Source organism: Micromonospora zamorensis (genome assembly GCF_900090275.1).
Taxonomy (GTDB): Bacteria; Actinomycetota; Actinomycetes; order Mycobacteriales; family Micromonosporaceae; genus Micromonospora; species Micromonospora zamorensis.
Genome location: NZ_LT607755.1, coordinates 4,792,518 through 4,815,528, shown reverse-complemented (window position 1 = coordinate 4,815,528; position 23,011 = coordinate 4,792,518). Strand labels below are relative to the sequence as shown.

Below are 23,011 nucleotides of genomic sequence, written 5' to 3'. Positions count from 1 at the left end.
ATCGACGCGAGTGGGTGGGGTCAGATCAGGGCGCGGTCCCGGCCTACCGGGAAACGGTCCAGGACACCGGTGTTGGCCAGGGCCTTGGTCAGCAGCCAGCCGCCGGCTCCGGCGATCACCGTGGCGCTGACGATGGTGATCAGCGCGTACGGGATGCGGTAGTCGGCCAGCGCGTAGTCGACGTTCCAGATGAAGAAGTCGAACAGCGCGGCGCTGAGACCGGTCAGCGCGCCGGCCACCACCGCGGTGGGCAGCCGGAACGACCGGTACCGGAAAGCGGCGAACGCCAGCTCCGCGCCGATGCCCTGCACGATGCCCTGCGGGATCACCGTGCCGGCCCACTGGCTGCCCAGCAGCGCGGAGAGGACCGCGGCCACCGTCTCGCAGTAGAGCGCGGCACCGGGCTTGCGGATGACCAGACCGCCGATCACGGCCGGCATCAACCAGACGCCGTACAGCAGCGCCTGCGCCGGCGGGAAGAAGGCGAACGCACCCTCGGTGGCGCTCCAGACCAGGCCCCAGGCCCAGAAGATGACGCCGAAGGCGACCGCGATCACCGAGGCGACCACGATGTCGATGGTCCGCCAACGGTGTGTGTCGGTGGTGGATTTCATGTGTTGCTCCCAGTTCGTGAGTGCGAACCAGGAGAAGACGCACGCCGCGTCCGGGGGCACCGGACTGCGGCGCGGCTGGAGGTCGACCGAACTCCCTGCGCTGGCATTACCCAGATCAGGTTCGAGGGTCTGCGGGCATGCCCGCACTCTCAGCGCTGTGCGCTCCCCTGTCGGATGTGAAGTTGTCTCGCTGACGCTAACACCGACGTGGGCCGCTGGCCCAGGAGGGCATCCGCCTGACCTGCGGCGAGCAGCCGGCCCGTCGTCGGCTGGGTACGCTTCCGATCATGCGGGTTGACGCGCGAGGCTTCACGTTCGAGGTAACCGTCGGTGGTCCGCCGGAGGGCGTACCCGTCCTGCTGTTGCACGGGTTCCCACAGCACAGCGGCGAGTGGGACGAGGTCGTGCCGGCGCTGCACGCGGCCGGGCTGCGCACGTACGCGCTGGACCAGCGCGGTTACTCGCCGGGTGCCCGGCCCACGGCGGTGGCGGACTACCGGATCCCCGAGCTGGTCGCCGATGTGGTGGCGGTGCTCGACGCCCTCGGGTTGGACGCCGTCCACCTGGTCGGCCACGACTGGGGCGCGATCGTGGCCTGGGCGGTCGCCGCCGGGCACCCCGAGCGGGTCCGCACACTGACGGCGGTGTCCGTGCCGCATCCGGCGGCCATGGCGCACGCCCTGGCCAACGACAGCCAGCAGAAGGCCCGCTCGTCGTACATTGCGCTGTTCCGTAAGCCGGACAAGGCGGAGAAGGTGCTGCTGGCGTGGCACGCCACCGCGCTGCGCAAACTGCTCGGCGGGGTGGGCGACGGGCCCCGGGTGGACCGCTACGCCGACCCGATGCGCGAGCCGGGAGCCCTCACCGCCGCCCTGAACTGGTACCGGGCGATGTCCCGCTCCGACCTGGCAGCGGTCGGCCCGGTCGCGGTGCCCACCACGTACGTCTGGAGTGACCGGGACGTCGCCATCGGTCGGACCGCCGCCGAGGCGTGTGCGGCGAACGTCACCGGGGACTACCGCTTCGTGCAACTGGCCGGTGTGAGCCACTGGATCCCGGACGCGGCCCCGGGCCCGCTCGCCGAGGCGATCCTGGCCCGAGTCAGCGCAACGGCCTGAGTCGTGCGGGTCAGCGGGGGAGGGCCATCATGACGACGGACGGCAGCGGGCCGGGCAGCCGCCGCTCGATCGCCGCGCAACTACGCCTGCTGGGCGTACGCCCCGGCGCGACGCTGCTGGTGCACGCCGGCCTCCGTCCGCTGGGATTCATCAGCGGTGGTCCGCACGCGGTGGTGCTCGCCCTGCGTGACGCGCTCGGTCCGGACGGCACGATCGTCGTGCCCACCCACACACCGGAGAACAGCGATCCCGCCCAGTGGCGCAACCCGCCGGTGCCGGCGGACTGGTGGCCGCTGATCCGCTCGGAGATGCCCGGCTTCGACCCGGCGATCACCCCGAGCCGGTTCATGGGGGCGCTCGCCGAGACGGTCCGCGGCTGGCCCGGCGCTCTGCGCAGCTCGCATCCCCAGGTGTCGTTCGCCGCGCTCGGGCCGGCCGCCGAGCAGGTGGTGACCGGGCACGCCCTGGCCGACATGCTCGGCGAGCAGTCCCCGCTGGGCCGGCTCTACGACCTGGACGCCGACGTGTTGCTGCTCGGTGTCGGCCACTCCGCGAGCACCTCGCTGCACCTGGCCGAATACCGCCGCCCCGGCTCGCCCCGAGAGCGGGTCGGCGCTGCGGTGCGCACCGCCGACGGCGGCAGGGAATGGGTGTGGTGGCAGGACGTACGGCTCGACGCGGGTGACTTCGACGCGTTGGGCGCGGCCCTGGAGGCCACCGGAGAGGTTCGCACCGGCCCGGTGGGTGCCGGGACCGGCAGGTTGATGCGCCAGCGGGCGGCGGTCGACTTCGCGGTGCACTGGTTGGCCCGCAATCGGACGACGGAGGACGCATGACGGTGAGTGCCGAGGACTACCTGGCCGTGGTGACCGAGACGATCGGCCGGGTGGCCGAAAGCCAGCGGGAGGCGGTGGGGCGGGCCGCGGATCTGATCGCCGACGCCGTACGCGCCGACGGCGTGGTGCACGCGTTCGGCACCGGGCACTCGGAGGCCCTCGCCATGGAGATCGCCGGCCGGGCGGGCGGTCTGGTGCCGACCAACCGGATCGCCCTCCGCGACCTGGTGCTGCTCGGCGGCGAACCGGCCGATCGGCTGGGCCCGATGCTGGAACGGGACCCGTCGGTCGCGCACCGCCTCTACGAGCTGGCGCCGGTGCGGCCCACCGACGTCTTCGTGCTCGCCTCGAACTCCGGGGTCAACGGCGCGATGGTGGAGTTCGCGACGCTGGTCAAGGAACGTGGCCACGGGCTGGTTGCGATCACCTCGGCGCGGCACTCCGGTCGGATGACCTCCCGGCACCCGTCCGGGCGCAAGCTGGGCGACCTCGCCGACGTGGTGCTCGACAACGGCGCCCCGTACGGCGACGCGACGCTGCCGCTTCCCGGTGGCGGTGCGGTCGGCGCGGTCTCCTCGATCACCGCTGCGCTGCTCGCCCAGCAGATCACCGTGGAGGTGGTGGCGCGGTTGCTGGCAGCGGGGGAGCGGCCACCGGTCTACCTGTCGGCGAACATCCCGGACGGCGACGCGCACAACACGGCGTTGGAGGCCCGGTACGCGGGCCGCATCCGTCGCGGGTCCTGACGCCGCCGGACGGTGCTCACGGTCGCCCGGCATCGGCTGGTGCTGGTGACCGACCTGCGTCCCCGAGGTGAACGGAAGATGTCGTGAACCTGTTTCGCGCTCGGGCGGGTGGGGCATTGGCGTTGCTGCCGGCGGCCGGGACCGCCGGCAGTAGCGTCTCACCGGAGGTAGCGCGTGTCCAAGGAGACCGACAAGCAGCGTTGGCAGCGCAATTTCGCCGACCTGCTCCAGGAGTTGCGGGTCGCACAGACCGGCGTGCAGATCCTCTTCGCCTTCCTGCTCACCCTGCCGTTCAGCAACGGGTTCACCGAGACCACGGAGTTCCAGCGGGACGTCTACATCGTGGCGTTGCTCGCGGCGGCCGCCGCCACCGCGCTGATCATCTCGCCGGTGGCGTTCCACCGGGCGCTGTTCCGGCAGGGACGCAAGCCGGAGCTGGTGCGCTTCGCGCACCGGATGGCCACCGGCGGTCTCGCCTTCATGCTGATCGCGATGGTCAGCGCGGTGCTGCTGATCACCGACTTCGTGCTGGACCGGCCGATCGCCTTCCTGCTCAGCGCCCTGACCGGAATCTGGTTCCTCGCGTTCTGGGTGATCCTGCCGTTCGCGCGACGCAACTGGGGTGAGGACGACATCGACGACGATGACGACGACCCGGACACGATCGCCGGTCGCTGATCGCTGATCGCGCAGATCTTCACGCAGCGCTACCCCTGGGTAACAACCGGGGGTAGCGTGGCGGGTAGTCGCGCACGTCGACGCAGCCGCACCGAGCTTCGAGGGGGCAGCCGTGACCACGACGCAGGACGGCCGACCGGCACCGGACGGCCCCGACTCCGAAGCCGCGCCCAGCACCGCCGGTGCCGCGGCCCCGTTGCCCAGGGAGGCCGGGCAGGTCTCCGAGAAGGAGGCCCGGCAGGTCGCCGAGGCCGCCCGTGAGTCCACCTGGGACCGACCCAGCTTCGGCAAGGAGTTGTTCCTCGGTCGGTTCCGGCTGGACCTGATCGACCCGTGGCCCCGGTCCGACCCGGACGACGTGGCGCGCGCCGAGGAGTTCCTCGGTCGGTTGCGCGCCTTCCTGACGACCGAGGTCGATGGCGCCGCCATCGAACGCGACGCGTCCATTCCGGACTCGGTGTTCCACGGTCTGGCCGACCTCGGCGCGTTCGGCATGAAGATCGACCGGAAGTACGGCGGGCTCGGGCTGAGCAACCTGCACTACTGCCGGGCGCTGATGCTGGCCGGGTCGGTCAGCCCGGCCATCGGCGCGCTGCTCTCGGCGCACCAGTCGATCGGGGTGCCACAGCCGCTGAAGATGTTCGGCACCGCCGAGCAGAAGCAGCTCTTCCTGCCCCGCCTCGCCGCGGGTGAGGTGTCCGCGTTCCTGCTCACCGAGCCCGATGTCGGCTCCGACCCCGCCCGCCTGGGCACCATCGCCGAGCCGACCGAGGACGGCACCGGCTATCGGCTCAACGGGGTGAAGCTCTGGGCCACCAACGGCATCGTGGCCACCCTGCTGGTGGTGATGGCCCGGGTGCCCGCCACCGAGGGGCGTCGGGGCGGGATCACCGCGTTCGTGGTGGAGGGCGACAGCGAGGGCATCACCGTCGAGCGGCGCAACGAGTTCATCGGATTGCGCGGCCTGGAAAACAGCCTCACCCGGTTCCACGACGTGTTCGTACCCGCCGAGAACGTCATCGGCGGCGAGGGCAAGGGTCTGAAGATCGCCCTGACCACGCTGAACACTGGCCGGCTCTCGCTGCCGGCGATGTGCGTGGGCGCCGGCAAGTGGGCGCTGAACGTGGCCCGGGGCTGGGCGGCCGACCGGGTGCAGTGGGGCCGGCCGGTGGGCGAGCACGAGGCGGTCGCGCAGAAGTTGTCCTTCATCGCCGCGACCACGTACGGCATGGAGACCATGCTCGACCTCTGCTGCCTGCTCGCCGACGACGACCGCAACGACATCCGGATCGAGGCGGCGCTGGTCAAGCTGTACGCCAGCGAGATGGCCTGGAAGATCGCCGACGAGCTGATCCAGATCCGGGGCGGGCGCGGCTACGAAACCGCCGACTCGCTGGCCGCCCGTGGCGAACGTCCGGCCGCCGTCGAACAGATGCTGCGCGACCTGCGGATCAACCGGATCTTCGAGGGTTCCACCGAGATCATGCATCTGCTGATCGCCCGGGAGGCGGTCGACGCCCACCTGTCGGTGGCCGGCGACATCATCGACCCGGACGCGGGGCTGGGCCGCAAGGCACGGGCCGGCGCCCGAGCCGGTGCCTTCTACGCGAAGTGGCTGCCCACCCTCGCCGTGGGTCGGGGGCAGAGGCCCTCGGCGTACGCCGAGTTCGGGCCGCTCGCCGCGCACCTGCGCCAGGTCGAGCGCTCGTCGCGCAAGCTGGCCCGCTCGACGTTCTACGCGATGTCCCGCTGGCAGGGAAAGATGGAGCGTAAGCAGGCGTTCCTGGGCCGTGTGGTGGACATCGGCGCCGAGTTGTTCGCGATGTCCGCGGTCTGTGTCCGTGCCGTCGCTGAACGGGACAGCCGACCGGAAAACGTGGAGCTGGCCGACCTGTTCTGTCGGCAGGCTCGGGTGCGGGTGGACGCCCTGTTCGCCGCACTGTGGGACAACACCGACTCGGTCGACACCGCGGCGGCGAAGCGGATCCTCGCCGGCCGCTACGCGGGTCTGGAGGAGGGTGTGCTCACCCCGTCCGACGAACTCCCGTGGGTGGCCGGCTGGTCACCCGGCCCGTCCACCGCCGAGGACGTCCGCCGCCGCATCCCACCGAAGCCGTAAGCCGGGCTGGTCGGTGGTCACGCTGGTCGGCGGCCGGGTTGGTCGGCGGCCGCGTCGATGGCGCCGGTCAGCGGGCGACCGCCCAGGCCAGCACCCCGGCCAGGATCAGGCCGTTGAGCCCGGCCAGCGCCAGGTACGCCGCGGGTGGGATCTTCTTGCCCCGTCGCACGAAGGAGACCAGGACGGCGGCGTAGCCGAGCAGCAGGACGGCGATGACGAGGAGGAAGTAGAACACCCGAAGACCTTAGCGGCTCCTGCCGCGTAGGCCGAGTTGGCGCAGCTCCAACGCGGCCAGGGCGTCGACGGTGGCGTCGTCGCCACGTCGCCACGCCTCGGCGACGTCCGGCGCGATCCGGGTCAGCTTGCCCAGCGGCTGGGTGGCCAGCGCGCGCAGGGCGAGCAGGTCCCGGCCGGCCGGTCCGACGGCCAGCTTCGCCGCTGACCCGGCCCGGCGCATCCAGCGCACCCGCAGCGGCAGCCAGCCGAACAGCACGATGCCGAGCGGGAAGATCAGGACCGCGATGGCGAGGGCGAGGGCGAGCTGGTCGACCAGGTGCTGCTGGTCGCGGCCGGCGTCGGCGAGCCCCCGGGCCGCGTCGGCGGCCCGCTGGAAGGGTGCGGTCAGCTCGTCACCGACCAGCGGGACCCGGCGGACCTTGCCGCCCGCGTCGGCGAGGTTGTCGGCGAGGCCGCTGCCCGCGCCCTCCAGCTTCTGCCCCGGTACGGCGAGCTTCTGCACCAGGTCGTGCAGCCACAGCGCGCCGCGGATCGCCACGTACACCCAGGCGACGACGAGCAGGTCGGTGAGCAACTGACGGGCGGCGGTCGGAAACCGATCGGCATAGATTTTCACGCCGGACAGCGTGTCACGAACGGCCCGGCGCGGCACCCGTCAGATCAGCCGGCGGGACGGCCCGGGCGGCCAGGGCAGGCAGCAACATCGGGGATATTGCTGCCCCAAGGCGCGGCGACCAGTCCGCGATGTTGGGTCAGCGGACGCAGGTCGGGCAGGTGCCGAAGATCTCCAGGGTGTGGCTGACGTCGGCGTAACCGTGCTGGGCGGCGACCCGGTCGGCCCAGCTCTCGACCGCCGGGCCGGCCACCTCGACGGTGCGCCCGCAGGCCCGGCAGACCAGGTGATGGTGGTGCCCCTCGCTGCACCGACGGTAGAGGTGCTCGCCGCCGGGTGGGCGCATCACGTCGATCTCGCCGGCGTCGGCGAGCCCCTGCAGGGTGCGGTAGACGGTGGTGAGGCCGACCCGCTCGCCGCGCTGCCGCAGCATGGCGTGCAGGTCCTGGGCGCTGTGGAAGCCCTCCATCTCGCCCAGCAAGGCGCTCACCGCCGAGCGCTGCCGGGTGTTGCGCACCGCGGCGGTGCTCTCGCTCATGATCCCTCCCCGGCGTGGCTGACCGCGTCTGCCACGATGTGCGCGACGTGCTCGTCGACCAGGCTGTAGGCGATCTCCCGACCGCGGCGGGAGCCTCGCACCACTCCCGCGCCGCGCAGCACCCGCAGGTGCTGGGAGACCAACGGTTGTGCGGCACCGAGCTTCTCCACCAGCTCGTGCACGCACCGTTCGCCGCCGGCCAGCTCGCTGACGATGGCCAGCCGGATCGGCGCGGACAGAGCGCGGAGCAACTCGCTGGCCCCGTCGAACCCGTCGTAGCCCGTCGCGCTGGTCATTCCGCAACGGTACCCATTACCACCGACGCTTCGCTGATCAGGATCAGCTCAGCACGACCTCGTGCGGCTCCGGCGTCGGAGCGTCGGTCGGTGTCGCCCGGCGGCGCAACGTCCGCCAGACGCCGCCGGCCACGGCCACGACCAGGAACGAGGCGATCGCCACCAGCACCACCGAGGCGCCCGGCGCGGTGTCCGCCGTAGCCGCCACACAGACACCGGAACCGGCGGCGAAGAACCCGAGCGCCATCGCGGCGACCATCGTGCTGCGGAAGCCCCGGGTCACCTGCTGGGCGGTGGCGACCGGCACCACCATCAGCGCGCTGATCAGGAGCACCCCGACAGCCCGCATCGCGATGGTCACGGTGACCGCGGTGGCGACCGCGATCAGCAGGTTCAGCGTGCGCACCGGCAGGCCGGAGACCCGGGCGTACTCCTCGTCGTGGCTGACCGCGAAGAGCGCCGGGCGCAACGCGATCATGGTGACCAGGATCGCCGCGCCGAGCACCGCGATGGTGACCAGGTCGTCGGGCGAGATGGTGGTCAGCGACCCGAACAGATAGGCGTTGAGGTTCGCGCTGGTCGCGTCCGAGAGGCCGACCAGCAGTACGCCGCCCGCGATGCCGCCGTAGAAGAGCAGGGCCAGGGCCAGGTCACCGGACGTACGCCCTCGGGCGCGGACCACCTCGATGGCGATCGCGCCGATGGTGGCGGCGATCACCGCGACCAGCACCGGTGAGCGGTTGAGCAGCAGGCCTGCCCCGACGCCGGTCAGCGCCACGTGCCCGACACCGTCGCCGATCAACGCCAGCCGGCGCTGCACCAGGTAGATGCCGAGCGCCGGCGCGGCGAGGCCGATCACCAGCGCGCCGATCAGGGCACGCTGCATGTAGGGGTACTGGAAGAGTTCCATGCGTCAGTTGCTCCACAGCCCGGCGGGCTCGTCGTAACAGTGCGGGTGCACGTGGTCGTGGTCGGGCTCCGCGTGATGGCCCGCCGGGTCCGGCACCGCGCCGTCGTGGACGATGCCACCCTCGTGGACGACGACCGCCCGGCTGATCACCGGTCGCAGCGGGCCCAGCTCGTGGGCGACCAGCAGCACCGTCCCACCGTTGCCGACGAAGTCGCGCAGCGCGCCGGCGAATGCCTCCTGGCTGGCCGCGTCCACCCCGGCGGTGGGCTCGTCGAGGACCAGCAGCTCCGGTTCACCGGCCAGGGCGCGGGCGATCAGGGTGCGCTGCTGCTGGCCGCCGGAGAGCGTGGACACCGGGTCGCCCGCCCGGTCGGCGAGCCCGACCGCGAGCAGTGCGGCGTCCACGGCGGCCCGGTCGGCTCGACCCGGCGGACGGAGCACCCCCCGGCGGGCCAGCCGGCCGGAGGCCACCACCTCGCGGACGGTGGCTGGCACGCCGCCGCCGGCGCCCAGGCGCTGCGGGACGTACCCGATGCGCGCCCACTGCCGGAACCGGCGCAACGGCCGGTCGAAGAGGGCGACCGAGCCGGCGCTGAGTGGCACCAGCCCGAGCACGGCGCGGATCAGGGTGGACTTGCCGGAGCCGTTCGCGCCGAGCACCGCGACCACCTCTCCGGCGGTCACGGTGAGCGAGATGTTCCGGAGCACCGGGCGGCCGTCGTAGCCGACGACCCCGTGCTCGACGGTGATGACAGGTGAGGTCACGAGCAGCTCAAGGCCGTCTGCAGGGTCTGCAGGTTGGTACGCATCACCGAAAGGTAGTCCCCGTTGCTGCCGGCGGCGAGCCCTTCGATCGGGTCCAGCACCGCGGTCTTCGCGCCGACCTGACCGGCGATGGTCTCGGCGACCTTCGGGCTGACCAGCGTCTCGAAGAAGATCGTGGTGGCCTGGTGCTCCTTCGCCTCCTCGATCACGTGCGCGAGCCGCTGCGGGGAGGGCTCGACGTCCGGGCTCAGCCCGGTGATGCCGACCTGGTCGAGCTGGTAGCGGTCGGCGAGGTAGCCGAACGCGGCGTGGCTGGTGACGATCTCGCGCCGCTGGCAGGTCGCCAGGCCCTGCTTGAACTCCCCGTCCAGGGTCGTCAGGTCGGCGCGCAGCGCCGCGGCGCGGGCGGTGTAGTCGGCGGCGTGGGCCGCGTCGGCCTTGCCGAGCCGCTGGGCGAGCTGGTCGCCGATGCCGGCCAGCCGGGTCGGGTCGAGCCAGACGTGCGGGTCCTTGCCGCCGCTCTCCTCGGCGTGCCCCTCCTCGCCCTCGTGGTCGTGCCCGCCGGCGGACGCGTCCAGCAGCGGCTGCACGCTGGTCACGTCGAACGCCCGGTCGCCACCGTTCTGCGCGACGGCGTCGTCCACCGCCGGCTGGAAACCCTTGAGGTAGACGATCAGCTCCGCGTCGCTGACCTGGCCGACCTGGCTCGGGTTGAGCTCCAGGTCGTGTGGCTCGGCACCCGGCTTGGCCAGGTTGGTCACCCGGACCGCGTCGCCGCCGATCCGCTCGGCCAGGAACTGGAGGGGGTAGAACGCGGCCACCACGTCGACCCGTTGGGGGTCGGCGCCGGCGGCGTCGCCGCTGGAGCAGCCGGCCCCGGCACCCAGGGCGAGGAGGGCGGTCGCGGCGGCCAGGACACGGTACGTGGTGCGGTTGGTCATGTCGTCAACTGTCCGTGGCAACGATAATGATTGTCAAAAACGCATGATTGCATGTCAGAGCAGCTTGGCGAGGCCCACCGTCACCAGCAGGGTCAGCATCACCAGTCGAATCAGGCGGGTCTGCGGCGCCTGAACCGCCCAGGTCGTCGCCAACAGGGCGATCAGGCCCGCGGCGAGCGCGAGCGTCAGCAGCCCGCCGATCACCCCGGGCGTGAAGAACGCCACCAGCACCACCACCAGGGTGAGCAGGAACACCGACGTCGGGTTCGCCCCGGCCAACCGGGCGAGCAGGGGGCGCTGCGTACGCTGCATCCCACAGACTCTACGAGGAGGGACCACCGTTGCTGGTGACCAACCGGTTCGTGGTCGACGTCGATGTCGCCGACGACTTCACCGAACGGGCGCACGCCGCCCTCACCGCCCTGGCCGCCTGCCGCGGCTACCTGCGCGGTCAACTGGTCCGGGCGCTCGACGACCCCCGGCACTGGTCGCTGGTCACCGAATGGGAGTCGGTCGGCACGTACCGGCGGGCCCTGGGGGCCTTCGAAGTCAAGGTCAGCGCCGTGCCGCTGCTCGCCGAGTCGGTCGACGAACCCTCCGCGTACGAGGCGCTGGCGACCGCGGCGCCCGGCGGAGCGGTGGTCGTCGCCGAGAGTGATCGGGCTGCGGGTCCTTACCGCTGAGCCGCCGGACACTACGCTGCTCCTATGACCGCACCCGCCCCGCCACCCGGTCCCGGGGTGGCTCCGCCGTTCGCCGCGCCGCCCACCGAGGGTCGCCGGACTCGGCTCTGGATCGGCCTCGGCGTCGGCGCGCTCGCCGTGGTGCTCTGCTGTGGCGGGGGCGGCACCGCCGTCGTCGGCCTGGCCGTCAGCGGCGTGCAGGCGATACGGGAGCAGGCCCGCACCGTGACCGGTGACTACTACCAGGCGCTGGTCGAGCGGGACTACGGGCGGGCGTACGAGCAGCTCTGCGACGACGCGCAGCGGCGTGAGTCCCGGCCCGAGTTCGAGCGGCGAGCCTCCGCCGAACCTCAGGTCTCGGCGTTCCGCGTGGGTGAGGTGGACACCACCAGCCTGACCGTGCCGGTCGACGTGACACTCGCCGGTGGTGACCGGGAGCAGCAGCAGGTCAGGCTCGGGCAGGACGGGGAGACCGGCGGCGTGGAGGTCTGCGGGGTGAGCTGACCCGCCCCCCGGTATTCTGCTGGGCTCAGGGCGGCGGTGGTCGTACCGTTGTCCTGAACTGACCGTTCCATCCACATCTCGCCCCCGCCGACCGCCAGCCGGCGTAGGAGGAAACATGCCAGCCGACCGTATCGACGCCGTCGTCAGCCTCGCCAAGCGACGAGGCTTCGTCTTCCCCTCCAGCGAGATCTACGGAGGCACCCGATCGGCGTGGGACTACGGTCCGCTCGGCGTGGAGCTCAAGGAGAACGTCCGCCGGCAGTGGTGGAAGACCATGGTCCAGCAGCGCGACGACGTCGTGGGCCTGGACTCCGCGGTGATCCTGTCCCGCAAGGTGTGGGAGGCGTCCGGTCACATCGCCGAGTTCGTCGACCCGCTCACCGAGTGCCAGTTCTGCCACAAGCGCTTCCGGGCGGACCACCTGGAAGAGGCGTACGCGGAGAAGCACGGCAAGCCGCTGACCTCACTGGCCGAGCTGAACTGCCCCAACTGCGGCAACAAGGGCACCTTCACCGAGCCGAAGATGTTCAACGGCCTGATGAAGACCTACCTGGGCCCGGTGGAGAGCGACGAGGGGCTGCACTACCTGCGCCCGGAAACCGCGCAGGGCATCTTCGTCAACTACAAGAACGTCGAGACGGTCGCCCGCAAGAAGCCGCCCTTCGGCATCGCGCAGACCGGCAAGTCGTTCCGCAACGAGATCACCCCGGGTAACTTCATCTTCCGGACCCGCGAGTTCGAGCAGATGGAGATGGAGTTCTTCGTCGAGCCGGGCACCGACGAGCAGTGGCACGAGTACTGGCTCCAGGAGCGCTGGAACTGGTACCTCGACCTCGGTCTCTCGGCGGACAATCTGCGCCTCTTCGAGCACCCCGCCGAGAAGCTCTCGCACTACTCGAAGCGGACGGTGGACATCGAGTACCGCTTCCAGTTCGGCGGCACCGAGTTCGCCGAGTTGGAGGGGGTCGCCAACCGCACCGACTTCGACCTCTCCACGCACAGCAAGCACTCGGGCGTCGACCTGTCGTACTTCGACCAGACCAAGAGTGAGCGCTGGATGCCGTACGTCATCGAGCCGGCCGCCGGTCTCACCCGTGCGGTGCTCGCCTTCCTGCTGGAGGCGTACGACGAGGACGAGGCGCCCAACACCAAGGGCGGCGTGGACAAGCGCACCGTGATGCGGTTCGACCCGCGACTCGCCCCGGTCAAGGTGGCGGTGCTGCCGTTGTCCCGCAACGAGGCGCTGTCGCCGAAGGCCAAGGATCTCGCGACGCTGCTGCGCAAGCGCTGGGTGGTGGAGTTCGACGACTCGCAGGCGATCGGCCGCCGCTACCGCCGGCAGGACGAGATCGGCACCCCGTTCTGCGTGACCGTCGACTTCGACACGCTGGACGACAACGCCGTGACGGTGCGCAACCGGGACACGATGGCTCAGGAGCGGGTCTCCCTGGACCAGGTTGAGCGTTACCTGATCGAGCGTCTGCCCGGCTGCTGAGGCTGTGTGCACGGGGCCTCGGCCGACGCGATAAGCGCCGGTCGGGGCCCCGTACACTTGTCCGGTGACTGTCTCGACCATGCCCGCGCTGCGCCCGTTGACTCTCGGGCCGTACCAGGTGTGGCCGCCGGTGGTGCTCGCGCCGATGGCCGGGATCACCAACGTCGGGTTCCGCCGGCTCTGCCGTGAGCAGGGCGGCGGCATCTACGTCTGCGAGATGATCACCACTCGGGCGCTGGTCGAGCGCAACCCGAAGACGCTGCGCATGATCACGTTCGGCGAGGACGAGAAGCCGCGCAGCCTCCAGCTCTACGGCACCGACCCGGAGATCACCGCCGCCGCCGTCCGGATCGTCGTCGAGCGCAACCTGGCCGATCACATCGACCTCAACTTCGGCTGTCCGGTCCCCAAGGTCACCCGGCGTGGCGGCGGCGCGGCGTTGCCGTGGCGACGCCGGCTCTTCGCCCGACTGGTGCGGGCCGCGGTGGACGCCGCGTCACCGGCCGGAGTGCCGGTCACTGTCAAGATGCGCAAGGGCATCGACGACGACCACCTGACGTACGTCGAAGCGGGGCTCGCCGCCCAGGAAGCCGGCGTGGCCGCGGTGGCCCTGCACGGGCGGACGGCCGCGCAGCGCTACTCGGGCACCGCCGACTGGGACGCGATCGCCACCCTGAAGCAGGCCCTCGACGTGCCGGTGCTCGGCAACGGCGACATCTGGGAGGCCGACGACGCGCTGCGGATGGTCGCGCACACCGGCGTGGACGGCGTGGTCGTCGGGCGCGGCTGCCTGGGTCGGCCGTGGCTCTTCGCCGACCTGGAGGCCGCCTTCAACGGCCGGCCGGAGCGGCGACTGCCCAGCCTCGGCGAGGTGGCGGTGACCATGCGCCGGCACGCCGAGCTGCTGGTGGACCAGTTCGTGGCCGGTGCCCGCAACCCGGCCCGGGGCGAACGGGACGGCTGCACCGACTTCCGCAAGCACGTCGCCTGGTATCTCAAGGGCTTCCCGGTCGGTGGCGAGCTGCGCCGCTCACTGGCGATGATCGAAAGTCTGGCCCAGCTCGACGACCTGCTCGGCAAGCTCGACCCGAGCGAGCCGTTCCCGGTGACCGCTCTGGGGCAGCCACGCGGGCGCACCAACTCGCCGGGCAAGGTCTCCCTGCCCGACGGGTGGCTGGCCAGCCGGGACGACGACACCGTCCCCGAGGGCGCCGAGATGGACGACTCCGGCGGCTGACCGAGCCTCCGGCCGGTTGGGCGGAGACGCCCGGCGGCCATCCCTCCTCGGTCTCGTGGCGCTCGGTCTTACCCCGACGATCCGCTCGCAGAGGCTGGGCAGATGAGTTCGGCGCCCTATCGAGCTGATGTCGTGAACGAATCACCAGCCCGCCTCGGTCGGCGATACCACTGATTCGTTTACGACATCAGCTCCAAAGGACCCGTGCCGCAGTCATTCGGGTGCCTGCTGTGGTCGGGACGGCTTGGCCCGGTGGGCGGCCTGCCGTGGCGGGCGCTCTGGTCGGCTCGGATGACCACTCGATCCGTCAGCGCCCGACGAGGGCGCGTGGAGAGTGACCCGGTCATGCCGAAGGGCCGGGCCCCGTGGTGGGGTCCGGCCCTTCGCTTCGTGTCTGGTGCGGGGTCAGCTGGTGGCGTAGCCGCGGGTGGCGATCCAGTCGGCGAGGTGCTCGACGGTGACCTCGTAGGAGGCGGTGTTCGGGTCGGCGGAGTCGGCGATCTTCACGATCTGACCGTTGTCGCGGTAGCCGACGACGCTGATGTAGTGCCCGCCCTCGAAGGAGTGGATAGCACCGTCGGTGTCGGTGGTGGTGCCGGCGATGTTGGCGACTACTGCCCGGCCGTCGTCAACAGTCTTGACGATGTCGGCGCGCAGCTTGTCGGTCTGCTTGGCGTCAGCATCCGGGGTGCTGATCTCCACGGACCGGTAGGCGTCGTTCTTGCCGGTCTCCTTGTTCAGCACCGGGGTGATGTCGTTGATCGAGTTGGTGCCGGCCTCGGTGGTGCCCATCTCCTTGGCCATCGCGTCGACGCTGATGTCCTTGCCCTGCACACTCAGGGCGTTACGGGCGGCGGCGGGCCCGCAGTAGTAGAAGTTCGGCTGGGCCTCGTAGCGCACGCCCAGCTGACGCTCACCCGACGGCTTGCGGTCAGACTGCGTCTGCGACGCCGGCTTCGCCTCGGCGGCGTAAGCGGCGGTGATCGGTCCGACGATGGCGCCGCCGGTGAAGGCCAGGCCAGCAGCGGTCAGAGCGGTCTTACGAATCAGATCGGTACGCATGATGGCGTGCTCCTCTGCGATTGGGGGTGCACGGCACGCCCGGGGGGTGGGCGTGCCGCACGTGCAAGGGGGGAAAGTTTCGGAGGTTCTTGCCCGGCGGCCATGGGGGGCCGGCGTCGGGGAAGGGTGTAACGGTGCGGGGCGGCGGGTCATTCCACCTGGCCCCGGCTTGTGGTGCTCGGGGGTGCGGGGTGTGTAACCGGCCGGGCCGGCGAGTCATTCCGCCGGGCTTCCGGCCTGCGTGCTCCGGGGGATGTAACCGGGGCGGCCGGTCGGGTGTTCCCGGCGGCTGCCGCGCCCCACGGCCCGAAGTCGCGGTGGCATGCCAGGTATAACGACCCCGCCCGGCCCACGATTCCGCCGCCAGGGTGGCCCCGACCACGGGACGGTAGCCGACAAAACGGACAACCTGCCCGACCGGCCGCGCTCACCTCGCATGATCCACTCGGGTTTGGTGATGTCGGGGTATCCGCGCGGCCGGGATACCCCGACATCAAGGAAGCCGAGTGGATCATGGCGGTTTGCGCGGTTTGTGCGGATCGTGAGTGTGCGACGGGGCTCGCCGCGACTGCGGGCAGCGTCAGCGGGCCGTGTCAGTGGGCAGCGTCAGCGGGGCCGTGTCAGCAGGCAGCGTCAGCGGGCCGTGTCAGTGGGCGGCGGTGTCCGTCTGGGGAGTGTCGGTCTGGGGCGTGTCGCGCTGGGTGGGGATGGTGGGGGTGGTTGCCCAGGGGATCTCGGGCGCTCGGTGGAAGCCGATGCCGGCGGTCGCCCAGCGCGGGCCCTGACCGGCCAGCCGGTCACGGAAGTTGGCCCAGTCGTGGGTCGCCCGGGTGGACCAGCCCAACTCGGCGATGGCGGGGAGTCGGGGCAGGAGCAGGAACTCGATGTCGGCCAGTGAGGTGACCGATTCGGTCCAGAGCGGGGCCTCCACACCGAGGACGGCCTCGGCCGGTACGCCTGCGACGTGCGTGCCCGGGTCCCAGTCGTACGCCTTTCGTACGTCGATCAGGCCGGCCCAGTCGTGCCCGATCGGGGTGTCCGGGGCGTACTTCATGTCCAGGTAGGCGTGGTTGCCGGGGGAGACGATCAGCCGGGCGCCCTGACGTACGGCCTCGGCGGTGGTGGGGTCGGCGCTGGTGGTGCCCCACCACTGCAGGATCCGGCCGTCGAGGTGCGCGGCCGGTGCGAGCTGGTGCCAACCCACGACGGTCTTACCGAGGTCGGCCACGATGCGCTGGACCCGCTCGACGAAACCGGTGTAGACCTCGCCGGTGACCTTGAACGCCTCGTCGCCACCGATGTGCAGCCACGGCCCGGGGGTGAGCGCGGCCACCTCGCCCAGCACGTCGGCGATGAAGTCGTACGTCCGCTCGTCGGCCGGGTCGACGTAGCTGAAACCGACCTCGGTGCCGGTGTACGGCGGTGGCGCGATCTTGTCCGGTGCCAGCTCCGGGTACGCGACCAGCGCCGCGTTGGTGTGGCCGGGGAGGTCGATCTCCGGGACGACGGTGATGTGCCGGGCGGCCGCGTAGGAGACGATCCGCGCGTAGTCGGCCTTCGCGTAGTGCCCGCCGGGGCCGCCGCCGACCTCGGTCGCCCCACCGACGGTGGTCAGCCTCGGCCAGGAGTCGACGGCGATCCGCCAACCCTGGTCGTCGGTGAGGTGCAGGTGCAGGTGGTTGAGCTTGTAGCGGGCCAGGTGGTCGATCACCCGCAGCACGTCCTCGACGGCGAAGAAGTGCCGCGCGACGTCGAGCATCGCGCCCCGGTACGGGAAGCGGGGTGCGTCGGTGATCGTCCCGCCGGGCAGCGCCCAGTGCTCGGTGACCGGGGTGGGGCTCTCGATCGCCGCCGGCAACAGTTGGCGCAGGGTCTGCACGCCGTAAAAGAGGCCGGTGGCGGTGACGGCGGTGAGGCGTACCCCGTCGGGGGCGACGTCGAGCCGGTAGCCCTCCGCGCCGAGATCGGCGGCCTCGTCCAGCACCAGCGCGATGCCGCCGACCGGCCCAGGACCGGCGGCGTCGGCGACCGGCAGCGAGTGGGCGGCGGTGTCGGTGACCGGGAGCGGGTAGCCGGTGGCCGGGCGCAGCAGCTCGGCGAGGTGCTCGGCGACGGCCAGCGCGGCCGGGTCGGCGCTGACCACGATGACCGCTCCGGCCGGCAGCACCCAGTCCCCGGTCGGGTCCGGCTGGACCTGCTGCGGGGCGGGCACGACGTCGGCGAGCCGGTGCGAGGTCGCCGCGGTGAGCACCGTGACCGCGCTCTGCTCGGCCGCGCGGGCCAGAGTGGCCGCGTCCGGCTCCTCCGCCGGCAGTGGCGCGGGGACAGCGGTGGGGCTGGGGGAGGGGGTGGTCGGCACGGCGGCGACTCCGGGGGGTGTATTCGCGTCGGTTATGGCAAAAGCGACGTTCACCGGCTGGCGTGCCATCCAGCGTACGGCGCGCGGCCGGGATGCGTGATGGTGCGCATGGAAGCGTTCCCAAAAACCGGTACGAACACGGATAGTCGTGATGGCTGTGCCAATTGTCACCGAACGGTCCCAGGTCGCTCGATGTTCGCTTAACCTTCGCCCACCGATCGGCGTCGACCCGGGGATTACCGGTGGTCCGCTGCGGGGTAGAAGAAAACTGAACCTTCGTTAAGTGTCAATCCGGCGCGTGTGTTGTGGAGGCTCTGGTGGCAGCGCAAGAGACCGTCGATCACAAGTACGTCTACGACTTCTCTGAAGGAAACAAGGATCTCAAGGACCTGCTCGGCGGCAAGGGGGCCAACCTCGCCGAGATGACCAACCTCGGCCTGCCCGTTCCGCCCGGCTTCACCATCACCACCGAGGCCTGCAAGGCGTACCTCGCGACGGGCCAGCAGCCGGACGGGCTCGCCGCTCAGATCGAGGCGCACCTGGAATCGTTGGAGCGCGCGATGGGCAAGCGTCTCGGCGACCCGCAGGATCCGCTGCTGGTCTCCGTCCGCTCCGGCGCCAAGTTCTCCATGCCCGGCATGATGGAGACCGTCCTCAACGTCGGCCTCAACGACCAGAGCGTGGTCGGGCTCTCCGCGCAGGCCGGCGGCGAAGGCGGCCAGGCCGCCTCCGGCGGCGCAGACAGGTTCGCCTGGGACTCCTACCGCCGCCTCATCCAGATGTTCGGCAAGACCGTCTGCGAGGTGCCGGGCGAGGAGTTCGAGCACGCGCTGGACGAGGCCAAGAGCGCCAAGGGCACCCACAACGACCTGGACCTGGACGCCGACGACCTCCGTGGGCTGGTCGACGCGTACAAGAAGATCTTTTTGAAGCACACCGGTCGGGAGTTCCCGCAGCAGCCGCGCGAACAGCTCGACCTGGCCATCCGGGCGGTCTTCGAGTCGTGGAACGCCGAGCGCGCGATCCTCTACCGTCGCCAGGAGCGGATCCCGACCGACCTCGGCACCGCGGTCAACGTGGTGACCATGGTGTTCGGCAACCTCGGCCCGGATTCCGGCACCGGTGTCGCGTTCACCCGTGACCCGGCCAGTGGCGCGCAGGGCATCTACGGCGACTACCTGGCCAACGCTCAGGGCGAGGACGTCGTCGCCGGCATCCGCAACACCGTGCCCCTGCAGGAGCTGGAACAGCTCGACAAGACCTCCTACGACCAGTTGCTCGGCATCATGGCTCGGCTGGAGGAGCACTACAAGGACCTCTGCGACATCGAGTTCACCATCGAACGCGGCAAGCTCTGGATGCTGCAGACGCGGGTCGGCAAGCGCACCGCCGCCGCCGCGTTCGTCATCGCGGGGCAACTCGTCGACGAGAGTCTGATCGACCTGGACGAGGCACTGCACAGGGTCAACGGGGCGCAGCTGGCCCAGCTGATGTTCCCCCGTTTCCAGCTCGACCACGACTTCCAGCCGGTCGCCAAGGGCATCGGCGCCTCGCCCGGCGCGGCGTCCGGCACTGTGGTCTTCACCTCCGCGCGGGCCGTCGAGATGGCCGCCGAGGGCAAGTCGGTGATCCTGGTCCGCCGGGAGACCAACCCGGACGACCTGAACGGCATGATCGCCGCCCAGGGCATCCTCACCTCGCGCGGCGGCAAGACCAGCCACGCGGCGGTGGTGGCCCGCGGCATGGGCAAGACCTGCGTCTCCGGCGCCGACGAGATCGAGGTGAACGTCCCGGCGAAACGCTTCACCGTCGCCGGGCAGACCGTCAACGAGGGCGACGTCGTGTCCATCGACGGCACCACCGGCAAGGTCTACCTGGGCGAGGTGCCGGTCATGCCGTCGGAGGTGGTGCAGTACTTCGAGGGCAGCCTCGACCCGGAGCACATCGACAACGCGTTGGTCCGGGCCGTACACCGGATCATGACGCACGCCGACGGCAAGCGGCGGCTCGCGGTCCGCACGAACGCCGACACCGGCGCGGACGCCGCCCGGGCCCGGCGCTTCGGCGCCGAGGGCATCGGGCTGTGCCGCACCGAGCACATGTTCCTCGGCGACCGGCGGGAGCTGGTCGAGCGGCTGATCCTGGCCCGCGCCCCGGGCGAGCGGGAAGCGGCGTTGGAGGCGCTGCTGCCGTTGCAGCGGGCCGACTTCGAGGAGATCTTCCGCGAGATGGACGGCCTGCCGGTCACCGTCCGGCTGATCGACCCGCCGCTGCACGAGTTCCTGCCTCCGTTGGAGCAGCTCGCGGTCAACGTCGCGGTCGCCCAGGAACGGGGCGAGGACGTGGCCAAGGAGGAGGCGCTGCTCGCCGCCGTCCGGCGGATGCACGAGGAGAACCCGATGCTCGGGCTGCGGGGCGTCCGCCTCGGCCTGGTCATCCCCGGCCTGTTCGCGATGCAGGTCCGGGCCATCGCCGAGGCTGCCGTCGCCTGCGCCCGTGGTGGCGGGGTGGCCAAGCCGGAGATCATGGTGCCGCTGGTCGGGGCCGTGCAGGAGCTGGAGACCGTCCGCGCCGAGGCCGAGAAGATCATCGCGGAGGTGGTCGGGGACAGCGGGGTCGAGGTGCTGATCGGCACCATGATCGAGGTGCCCCGGGCGGCGCTGACCGCCGGGCAGATCGCCGAGGCGGCCGAGTTCTTCTCCTTCGGCACCAACGACCTGACCCAGATGGGCTGGGGCTTCTCCCGCGACGACGTCGAGGGCGCGTTCTTCTGGCGATACCTGGAGCTGGGCATCTTCGGCATCTCGCCGTTCGAGTCGATCGACCGTGACGGGGTCGGCCGGCTGGTGCGGATCGCCGCCGAGGAGGGCCGGGCCGCCCGTCCGGGGCTGAAGCTCGGCGTCTGTGGCGAGCATGGCGGTGACCCCGACTCGGTGCACTTCTTCCACGAGGTCGGCCTGGACTACGTGTCCTGCTCGCCGTTCCGGGTGCCGGTGGCTCGGCTGGAGGCCGGCCGGGCCGTGGTGGAGACCGGCGGGTCGGACAGCCGCTGACGTGGGCCGGCGGCGGACCGGTGACCCGGTCCGCCGCCGCGCCGCCGTGGTCAGCCGCGGCGATGCGGTGGTAGCAGCAGGCTGACTGTCGCGATAGCCAGGCCGATCCCGGCTGCCATAAGGAAGACCAGGTCGTAGCCGGCGGCGAGGGCGGCAGGGGTGCCTGCGTCGGCGGCGTCTGTTCCGACCTTGGCGCTGGCGGCTGTGGCGAGTACGGCCAGGGCTACCGAGCCACCTATCTGGCTGGCGGTGTTGGCCAGGCCGCCGATGATGCCCGCGTCGCCTTCGGGTGCGTCGGCGGTGGCCGCAGCCATCAGGGTGGGGAAGGTCAGGCCGATGCCGACGGCGATGAGCAGCGTGGGTCCGAGCACGCTTGTGACGTAGTCGCTGTCCGTGTGGGCCTGGGCGAGCCAGCCGAAGCCGGCCACGAAGCAGACGCTGCCGGCCAGCACCAGAGGGCGTGCACCGGTTCGGGGCAGCAGGTTGGCGGACAGTCGCGCGATCACCACGAACGCCACCGCCGCGGGTGTCTGCCCGAGCCCGGCTTCAAGAGCGCTGTAGCCGAGTGCGTTCTGCATGAACAGCGACGTGAAATACCACATTGCGATGGCGATCCCGCCGAACAGCAGCAACATGGCGTTGCTGACGGCCACGGTCCGGATCCTGAACAGCCGCAGGGGCACCATCGGCTGGGTGGCGACACGCGCCTCCACCACGGCGAAGACGACGAGCAGGAGCAGGCCCGCCACGGCTGGCCCGAGAACCCGCACGGACATCCAGCCTTGGTCGGCGCTCTGCATGACCCCGTAGATCAACGCGGCCAGCCCCGCCGTGCCCGTGACCGCGCCACCGAGGTCGAGCGGTTCTCGCCGGCTGGCTCGCGTGCGGACCAGCGACATCATGGCCAGCACGATCAGCACGGCGCCGATCGGTACGTTGATGAGGAAGACCCACCGCCACGACAGGCCCGTGGTGATGGCACCGCCGGCGAGCGCGCCGGCCATCCCGCCCACACCGCCCGAGGCGGACCACGCGCCGAACGAGCGGGCCCGCGCCTGCGGCTCGGTGAAGTAGGTGTTGATCACGGCCAACGTGGCCGGGGCCAGCATGGCGGCGCCCACACCCTGCGCGACGCGGGCCCCCACCAGGATCTCCGGAGCGGTTGCCAGGCCACCGACCACACTTGAGGCGGAGAACAGGAACAGCCCGGCGACCAGCATCCGGCGCAGGCCGAACAGGTCGACGGCCCGGCCACCCAGCAGCATGAAGCCGGCGAAAGTAAGCACGTACCCATTCACCACCCAGGCCAGGCCGGTGGCGGTGAAGCCGAGATCCCGCTGGACCGAGGGCAGCGCGACGTTGACGATGGAGACGTCCAGGATCACCATGAACTGGCAGGCGCATGCCAGCGCCAGGACCATCCAGGACGATCCGGCCTGCAGCCTGGCCCGCTGAGTTGCGGTGCTGGTGCTTGTCATGACTTCTCTCCCTGCTTACCCGCCGCTCAGGCGGTTCGGGAGGCTGCTCCGGCGAGAGCTCCGTGGCTGTTTCCGTCACCCACGACGGCATCCGTGACGACGCGGTCGCCCAGCAGCTGAAGTGTGATCTTGGCTAGCCGAAGTCCCTGGTACCTGGCCGCGTCCAGCGCCGCGGCATCGGGGCCGTCTCCGTTCGGGCTGGCCACATGCGACGTGCCGTAGGGGTTGCCGCCTGCGGCGGACACGACCGGATCGGTGAATCCGGGCGGCACGATCAGCGACCCCCAGTGGTAGAAGACGTTGCTCAGCGACAAGATCGTTGCCTCGCTGCCACCGTGCCGGTTGAACGCCGAGGTGAAGGTGGTCACCGGCTTGTTGGCCAGTTTCCCCTCCCGCCACAGCCCGCCGGCCTGGTCGATGAACTGCTTGAGCTGCGCGGCCGGCGCGCCGAATCGACTCGGCGTCCCGAAGGCGTACGCGTCGGCCCATGCCAGGTCCTCGAGGGATGCCTGGGCAATCGACGCGGTCGCGTCGGCGTGCCGCCGCCACTGCGGGTTCTGGTCGATCGCGTTGTCGGGTGCCAGCTCGGCGACCCGCCGCAGCCGCACGACGGCCCCGGCCGAGGCGGCCCCCTCGGCGACGGCCTCCGCGAGTGTGTGCACACTGCCTGTCGCGCTGTAGTAGATGACAGCGACCTTCACGGTCATGTCGGGCTCCTCGGTGTTGCTA

The 23,011-nt window shown here is 71.1% G+C and carries 23 protein-coding genes and 1 riboswitch; of the genes, 10 read left to right on the top strand and 13 right to left on the bottom strand.

The genetic code is table 11. The annotated features are described in order from the left end of the window. Window positions 1–20: 20 nt before the first annotated feature. The gene (locus GA0070619_RS21150; RefSeq protein ID WP_088951943.1) at window positions 21–614 is read right to left on the bottom strand and encodes an ECF transporter S component; all 594 of its coding nucleotides are present in this window, start codon (window positions 612–614) and stop codon (window positions 21–23) included. Window positions 615–688: 74 nt separating this feature from the next. After that, window positions 689–793: riboswitch (TPP riboswitch) on the bottom strand. Window positions 794–901: 108 nt separating this feature from the next. On the opposite strand from GA0070619_RS21150, the gene GA0070619_RS21145 reads away from it, so the two are divergent. The 5 genes from GA0070619_RS21145 (at window position 902) to GA0070619_RS21125 (ending at window position 6,111) form a co-directional block, all read left to right on the top strand. Next, window positions 902–1,732: an alpha/beta fold hydrolase gene (locus tag GA0070619_RS21145; RefSeq protein ID WP_088949675.1), complete on the top strand. Its 831-nt coding sequence runs from the start codon at window positions 902–904 to the stop codon at window positions 1,730–1,732. A gap of 29 nt (window positions 1,733–1,761) precedes the next feature. Further along, window positions 1,762–2,568, top strand: coding sequence for an AAC(3) family N-acetyltransferase (locus tag GA0070619_RS21140; protein WP_088949674.1), 807 nt, complete (start codon window positions 1,762–1,764; stop codon window positions 2,566–2,568). After that, window positions 2,565–3,314: a sugar isomerase domain-containing protein gene (locus tag GA0070619_RS21135; protein ID WP_088949673.1), complete on the top strand. Its 750-nt coding sequence runs from the start codon at window positions 2,565–2,567 to the stop codon at window positions 3,312–3,314. Before GA0070619_RS21140 ends, GA0070619_RS21135 begins: the two co-directional genes overlap by 4 nt. A gap of 174 nt (window positions 3,315–3,488) precedes the next feature. Continuing rightward, window positions 3,489–3,992, top strand: a complete 504-nt coding sequence (locus tag GA0070619_RS21130) for a DUF6328 family protein (protein ID WP_088949672.1) — start codon at window positions 3,489–3,491, stop codon at window positions 3,990–3,992. A gap of 112 nt (window positions 3,993–4,104) precedes the next feature. After that, window positions 4,105–6,111, top strand: coding sequence for an acyl-CoA dehydrogenase family protein (locus tag GA0070619_RS21125; protein ID WP_088949671.1), 2,007 nt, complete (start codon window positions 4,105–4,107; stop codon window positions 6,109–6,111). A 67-nt stretch (window positions 6,112–6,178) separates the two neighbouring features. Here GA0070619_RS21125 and GA0070619_RS32860 read toward each other — a convergent pair whose 3' ends face one another. The 8 genes from GA0070619_RS32860 to GA0070619_RS21090 all read right to left on the bottom strand — a co-directional run bounded on the left by GA0070619_RS32860 (window position 6,179) and on the right by GA0070619_RS21090 (window position 10,723). Further along, window positions 6,179–6,346: a hypothetical protein gene (locus tag GA0070619_RS32860; protein ID WP_172862087.1), complete on the bottom strand. Its 168-nt coding sequence runs from the start codon at window positions 6,344–6,346 to the stop codon at window positions 6,179–6,181. Window positions 6,347–6,355: 9 nt separating this feature from the next. Further along, window positions 6,356–6,964 carry a hypothetical protein gene (locus tag GA0070619_RS21120; protein WP_088951942.1) on the bottom strand — a complete coding sequence of 203 codons (609 nt, stop codon included), beginning with the start codon at window positions 6,962–6,964 and terminating at the stop codon, window positions 6,356–6,358. A gap of 136 nt (window positions 6,965–7,100) precedes the next feature. Continuing rightward, window positions 7,101–7,499, bottom strand: coding sequence for a Fur family transcriptional regulator (locus GA0070619_RS21115; protein ID WP_088949670.1), 399 nt, complete (start codon window positions 7,497–7,499; stop codon window positions 7,101–7,103). After that, window positions 7,496–7,795 (bottom strand): ArsR/SmtB family transcription factor, encoded by a 300-nt coding sequence (locus GA0070619_RS21110; RefSeq protein WP_030338189.1) that lies wholly within the window; start codon window positions 7,793–7,795, stop codon window positions 7,496–7,498. The genes GA0070619_RS21115 and GA0070619_RS21110 overlap by 4 nt, the downstream gene beginning before the upstream one ends. A gap of 43 nt (window positions 7,796–7,838) precedes the next feature. Then, window positions 7,839–8,705, bottom strand: coding sequence for a metal ABC transporter permease (locus GA0070619_RS21105; protein ID WP_088949669.1), 867 nt, complete (start codon window positions 8,703–8,705; stop codon window positions 7,839–7,841). 3 nt (window positions 8,706–8,708) lie between these two features. Then, window positions 8,709–9,470, bottom strand: coding sequence for a metal ABC transporter ATP-binding protein (locus tag GA0070619_RS21100; RefSeq protein WP_088949668.1), 762 nt, complete (start codon window positions 9,468–9,470; stop codon window positions 8,709–8,711). Further along, window positions 9,467–10,411, bottom strand: a complete 945-nt coding sequence (locus tag GA0070619_RS21095) for a metal ABC transporter substrate-binding protein (protein ID WP_088949667.1) — start codon at window positions 10,409–10,411, stop codon at window positions 9,467–9,469. Before GA0070619_RS21095 ends, GA0070619_RS21100 begins: the two co-directional genes overlap by 4 nt. Window positions 10,412–10,465: 54 nt before the next feature. Then, the gene (locus tag GA0070619_RS21090; protein ID WP_088949666.1) at window positions 10,466–10,723 is read right to left on the bottom strand and encodes a hypothetical protein; all 258 of its coding nucleotides are present in this window, start codon (window positions 10,721–10,723) and stop codon (window positions 10,466–10,468) included. Between the two features lie 29 nt (window positions 10,724–10,752). On the opposite strand from GA0070619_RS21090, the gene GA0070619_RS21085 reads away from it, so the two are divergent. The 4 genes from GA0070619_RS21085 to dusB all read left to right on the top strand — a co-directional run bounded on the left by GA0070619_RS21085 (window position 10,753) and on the right by dusB (window position 14,330). After that, window positions 10,753–11,094 (top strand): antibiotic biosynthesis monooxygenase, encoded by a 342-nt coding sequence (locus GA0070619_RS21085; protein ID WP_088949665.1) that lies wholly within the window; start codon window positions 10,753–10,755, stop codon window positions 11,092–11,094. A gap of 24 nt (window positions 11,095–11,118) precedes the next feature. Next, on the top strand, window positions 11,119–11,598 hold the full coding sequence (locus GA0070619_RS21080; RefSeq protein ID WP_088949664.1) for an Rv0361 family membrane protein: 480 nt from the start codon (window positions 11,119–11,121) through the stop codon (window positions 11,596–11,598). A 115-nt stretch (window positions 11,599–11,713) separates the two neighbouring features. Further along, window positions 11,714–13,093: a glycine--tRNA ligase gene (locus GA0070619_RS21075; protein WP_088949663.1), complete on the top strand. Its 1,380-nt coding sequence runs from the start codon at window positions 11,714–11,716 to the stop codon at window positions 13,091–13,093. Between the two features lie 79 nt (window positions 13,094–13,172). Next, window positions 13,173–14,330 (top strand): tRNA dihydrouridine synthase DusB, encoded by a 1,158-nt coding sequence (dusB, locus tag GA0070619_RS21070; RefSeq protein ID WP_088949662.1) that lies wholly within the window; start codon window positions 13,173–13,175, stop codon window positions 14,328–14,330. Between the two features lie 405 nt (window positions 14,331–14,735). Here the strand turns inward: dusB and GA0070619_RS21065 are convergent, their stop codons facing one another. Together GA0070619_RS21065 and GA0070619_RS21060 are read right to left on the bottom strand one after the other, a co-directional pair. Beyond that, window positions 14,736–15,392 (bottom strand): C39 family peptidase, encoded by a 657-nt coding sequence (locus GA0070619_RS21065; RefSeq protein ID WP_088949661.1) that lies wholly within the window; start codon window positions 15,390–15,392, stop codon window positions 14,736–14,738. A 646-nt stretch (window positions 15,393–16,038) separates the two neighbouring features. Beyond that, window positions 16,039–17,820, bottom strand: a complete 1,782-nt coding sequence (locus GA0070619_RS21060) for a family 20 glycosylhydrolase (RefSeq protein WP_157744067.1) — start codon at window positions 17,818–17,820, stop codon at window positions 16,039–16,041. A gap of 248 nt (window positions 17,821–18,068) precedes the next feature. Between GA0070619_RS21060 and ppdK the strand changes: the two genes are divergently transcribed. After that, window positions 18,069–20,804: a pyruvate, phosphate dikinase gene (gene ppdK / locus GA0070619_RS21055; protein ID WP_088951941.1), complete on the top strand. Its 2,736-nt coding sequence runs from the start codon at window positions 18,069–18,071 to the stop codon at window positions 20,802–20,804. Window positions 20,805–20,854: 50 nt separating this feature from the next. Here ppdK and GA0070619_RS21050 read toward each other — a convergent pair whose 3' ends face one another. Together GA0070619_RS21050 and wrbA are read right to left on the bottom strand one after the other, a co-directional pair. Then, on the bottom strand, window positions 20,855–22,282 hold the full coding sequence (locus tag GA0070619_RS21050) for an MFS transporter (protein WP_088949660.1): 1,428 nt from the start codon (window positions 22,280–22,282) through the stop codon (window positions 20,855–20,857). 26 nt (window positions 22,283–22,308) lie between these two features. Next, complete coding sequence (gene wrbA, locus GA0070619_RS21045) at window positions 22,309–22,989, bottom strand: NAD(P)H:quinone oxidoreductase (protein ID WP_088949659.1); 681 nt, start codon at window positions 22,987–22,989, stop codon at window positions 22,309–22,311. Between the last annotated feature and the right edge of the window lie 22 nt (window positions 22,990–23,011).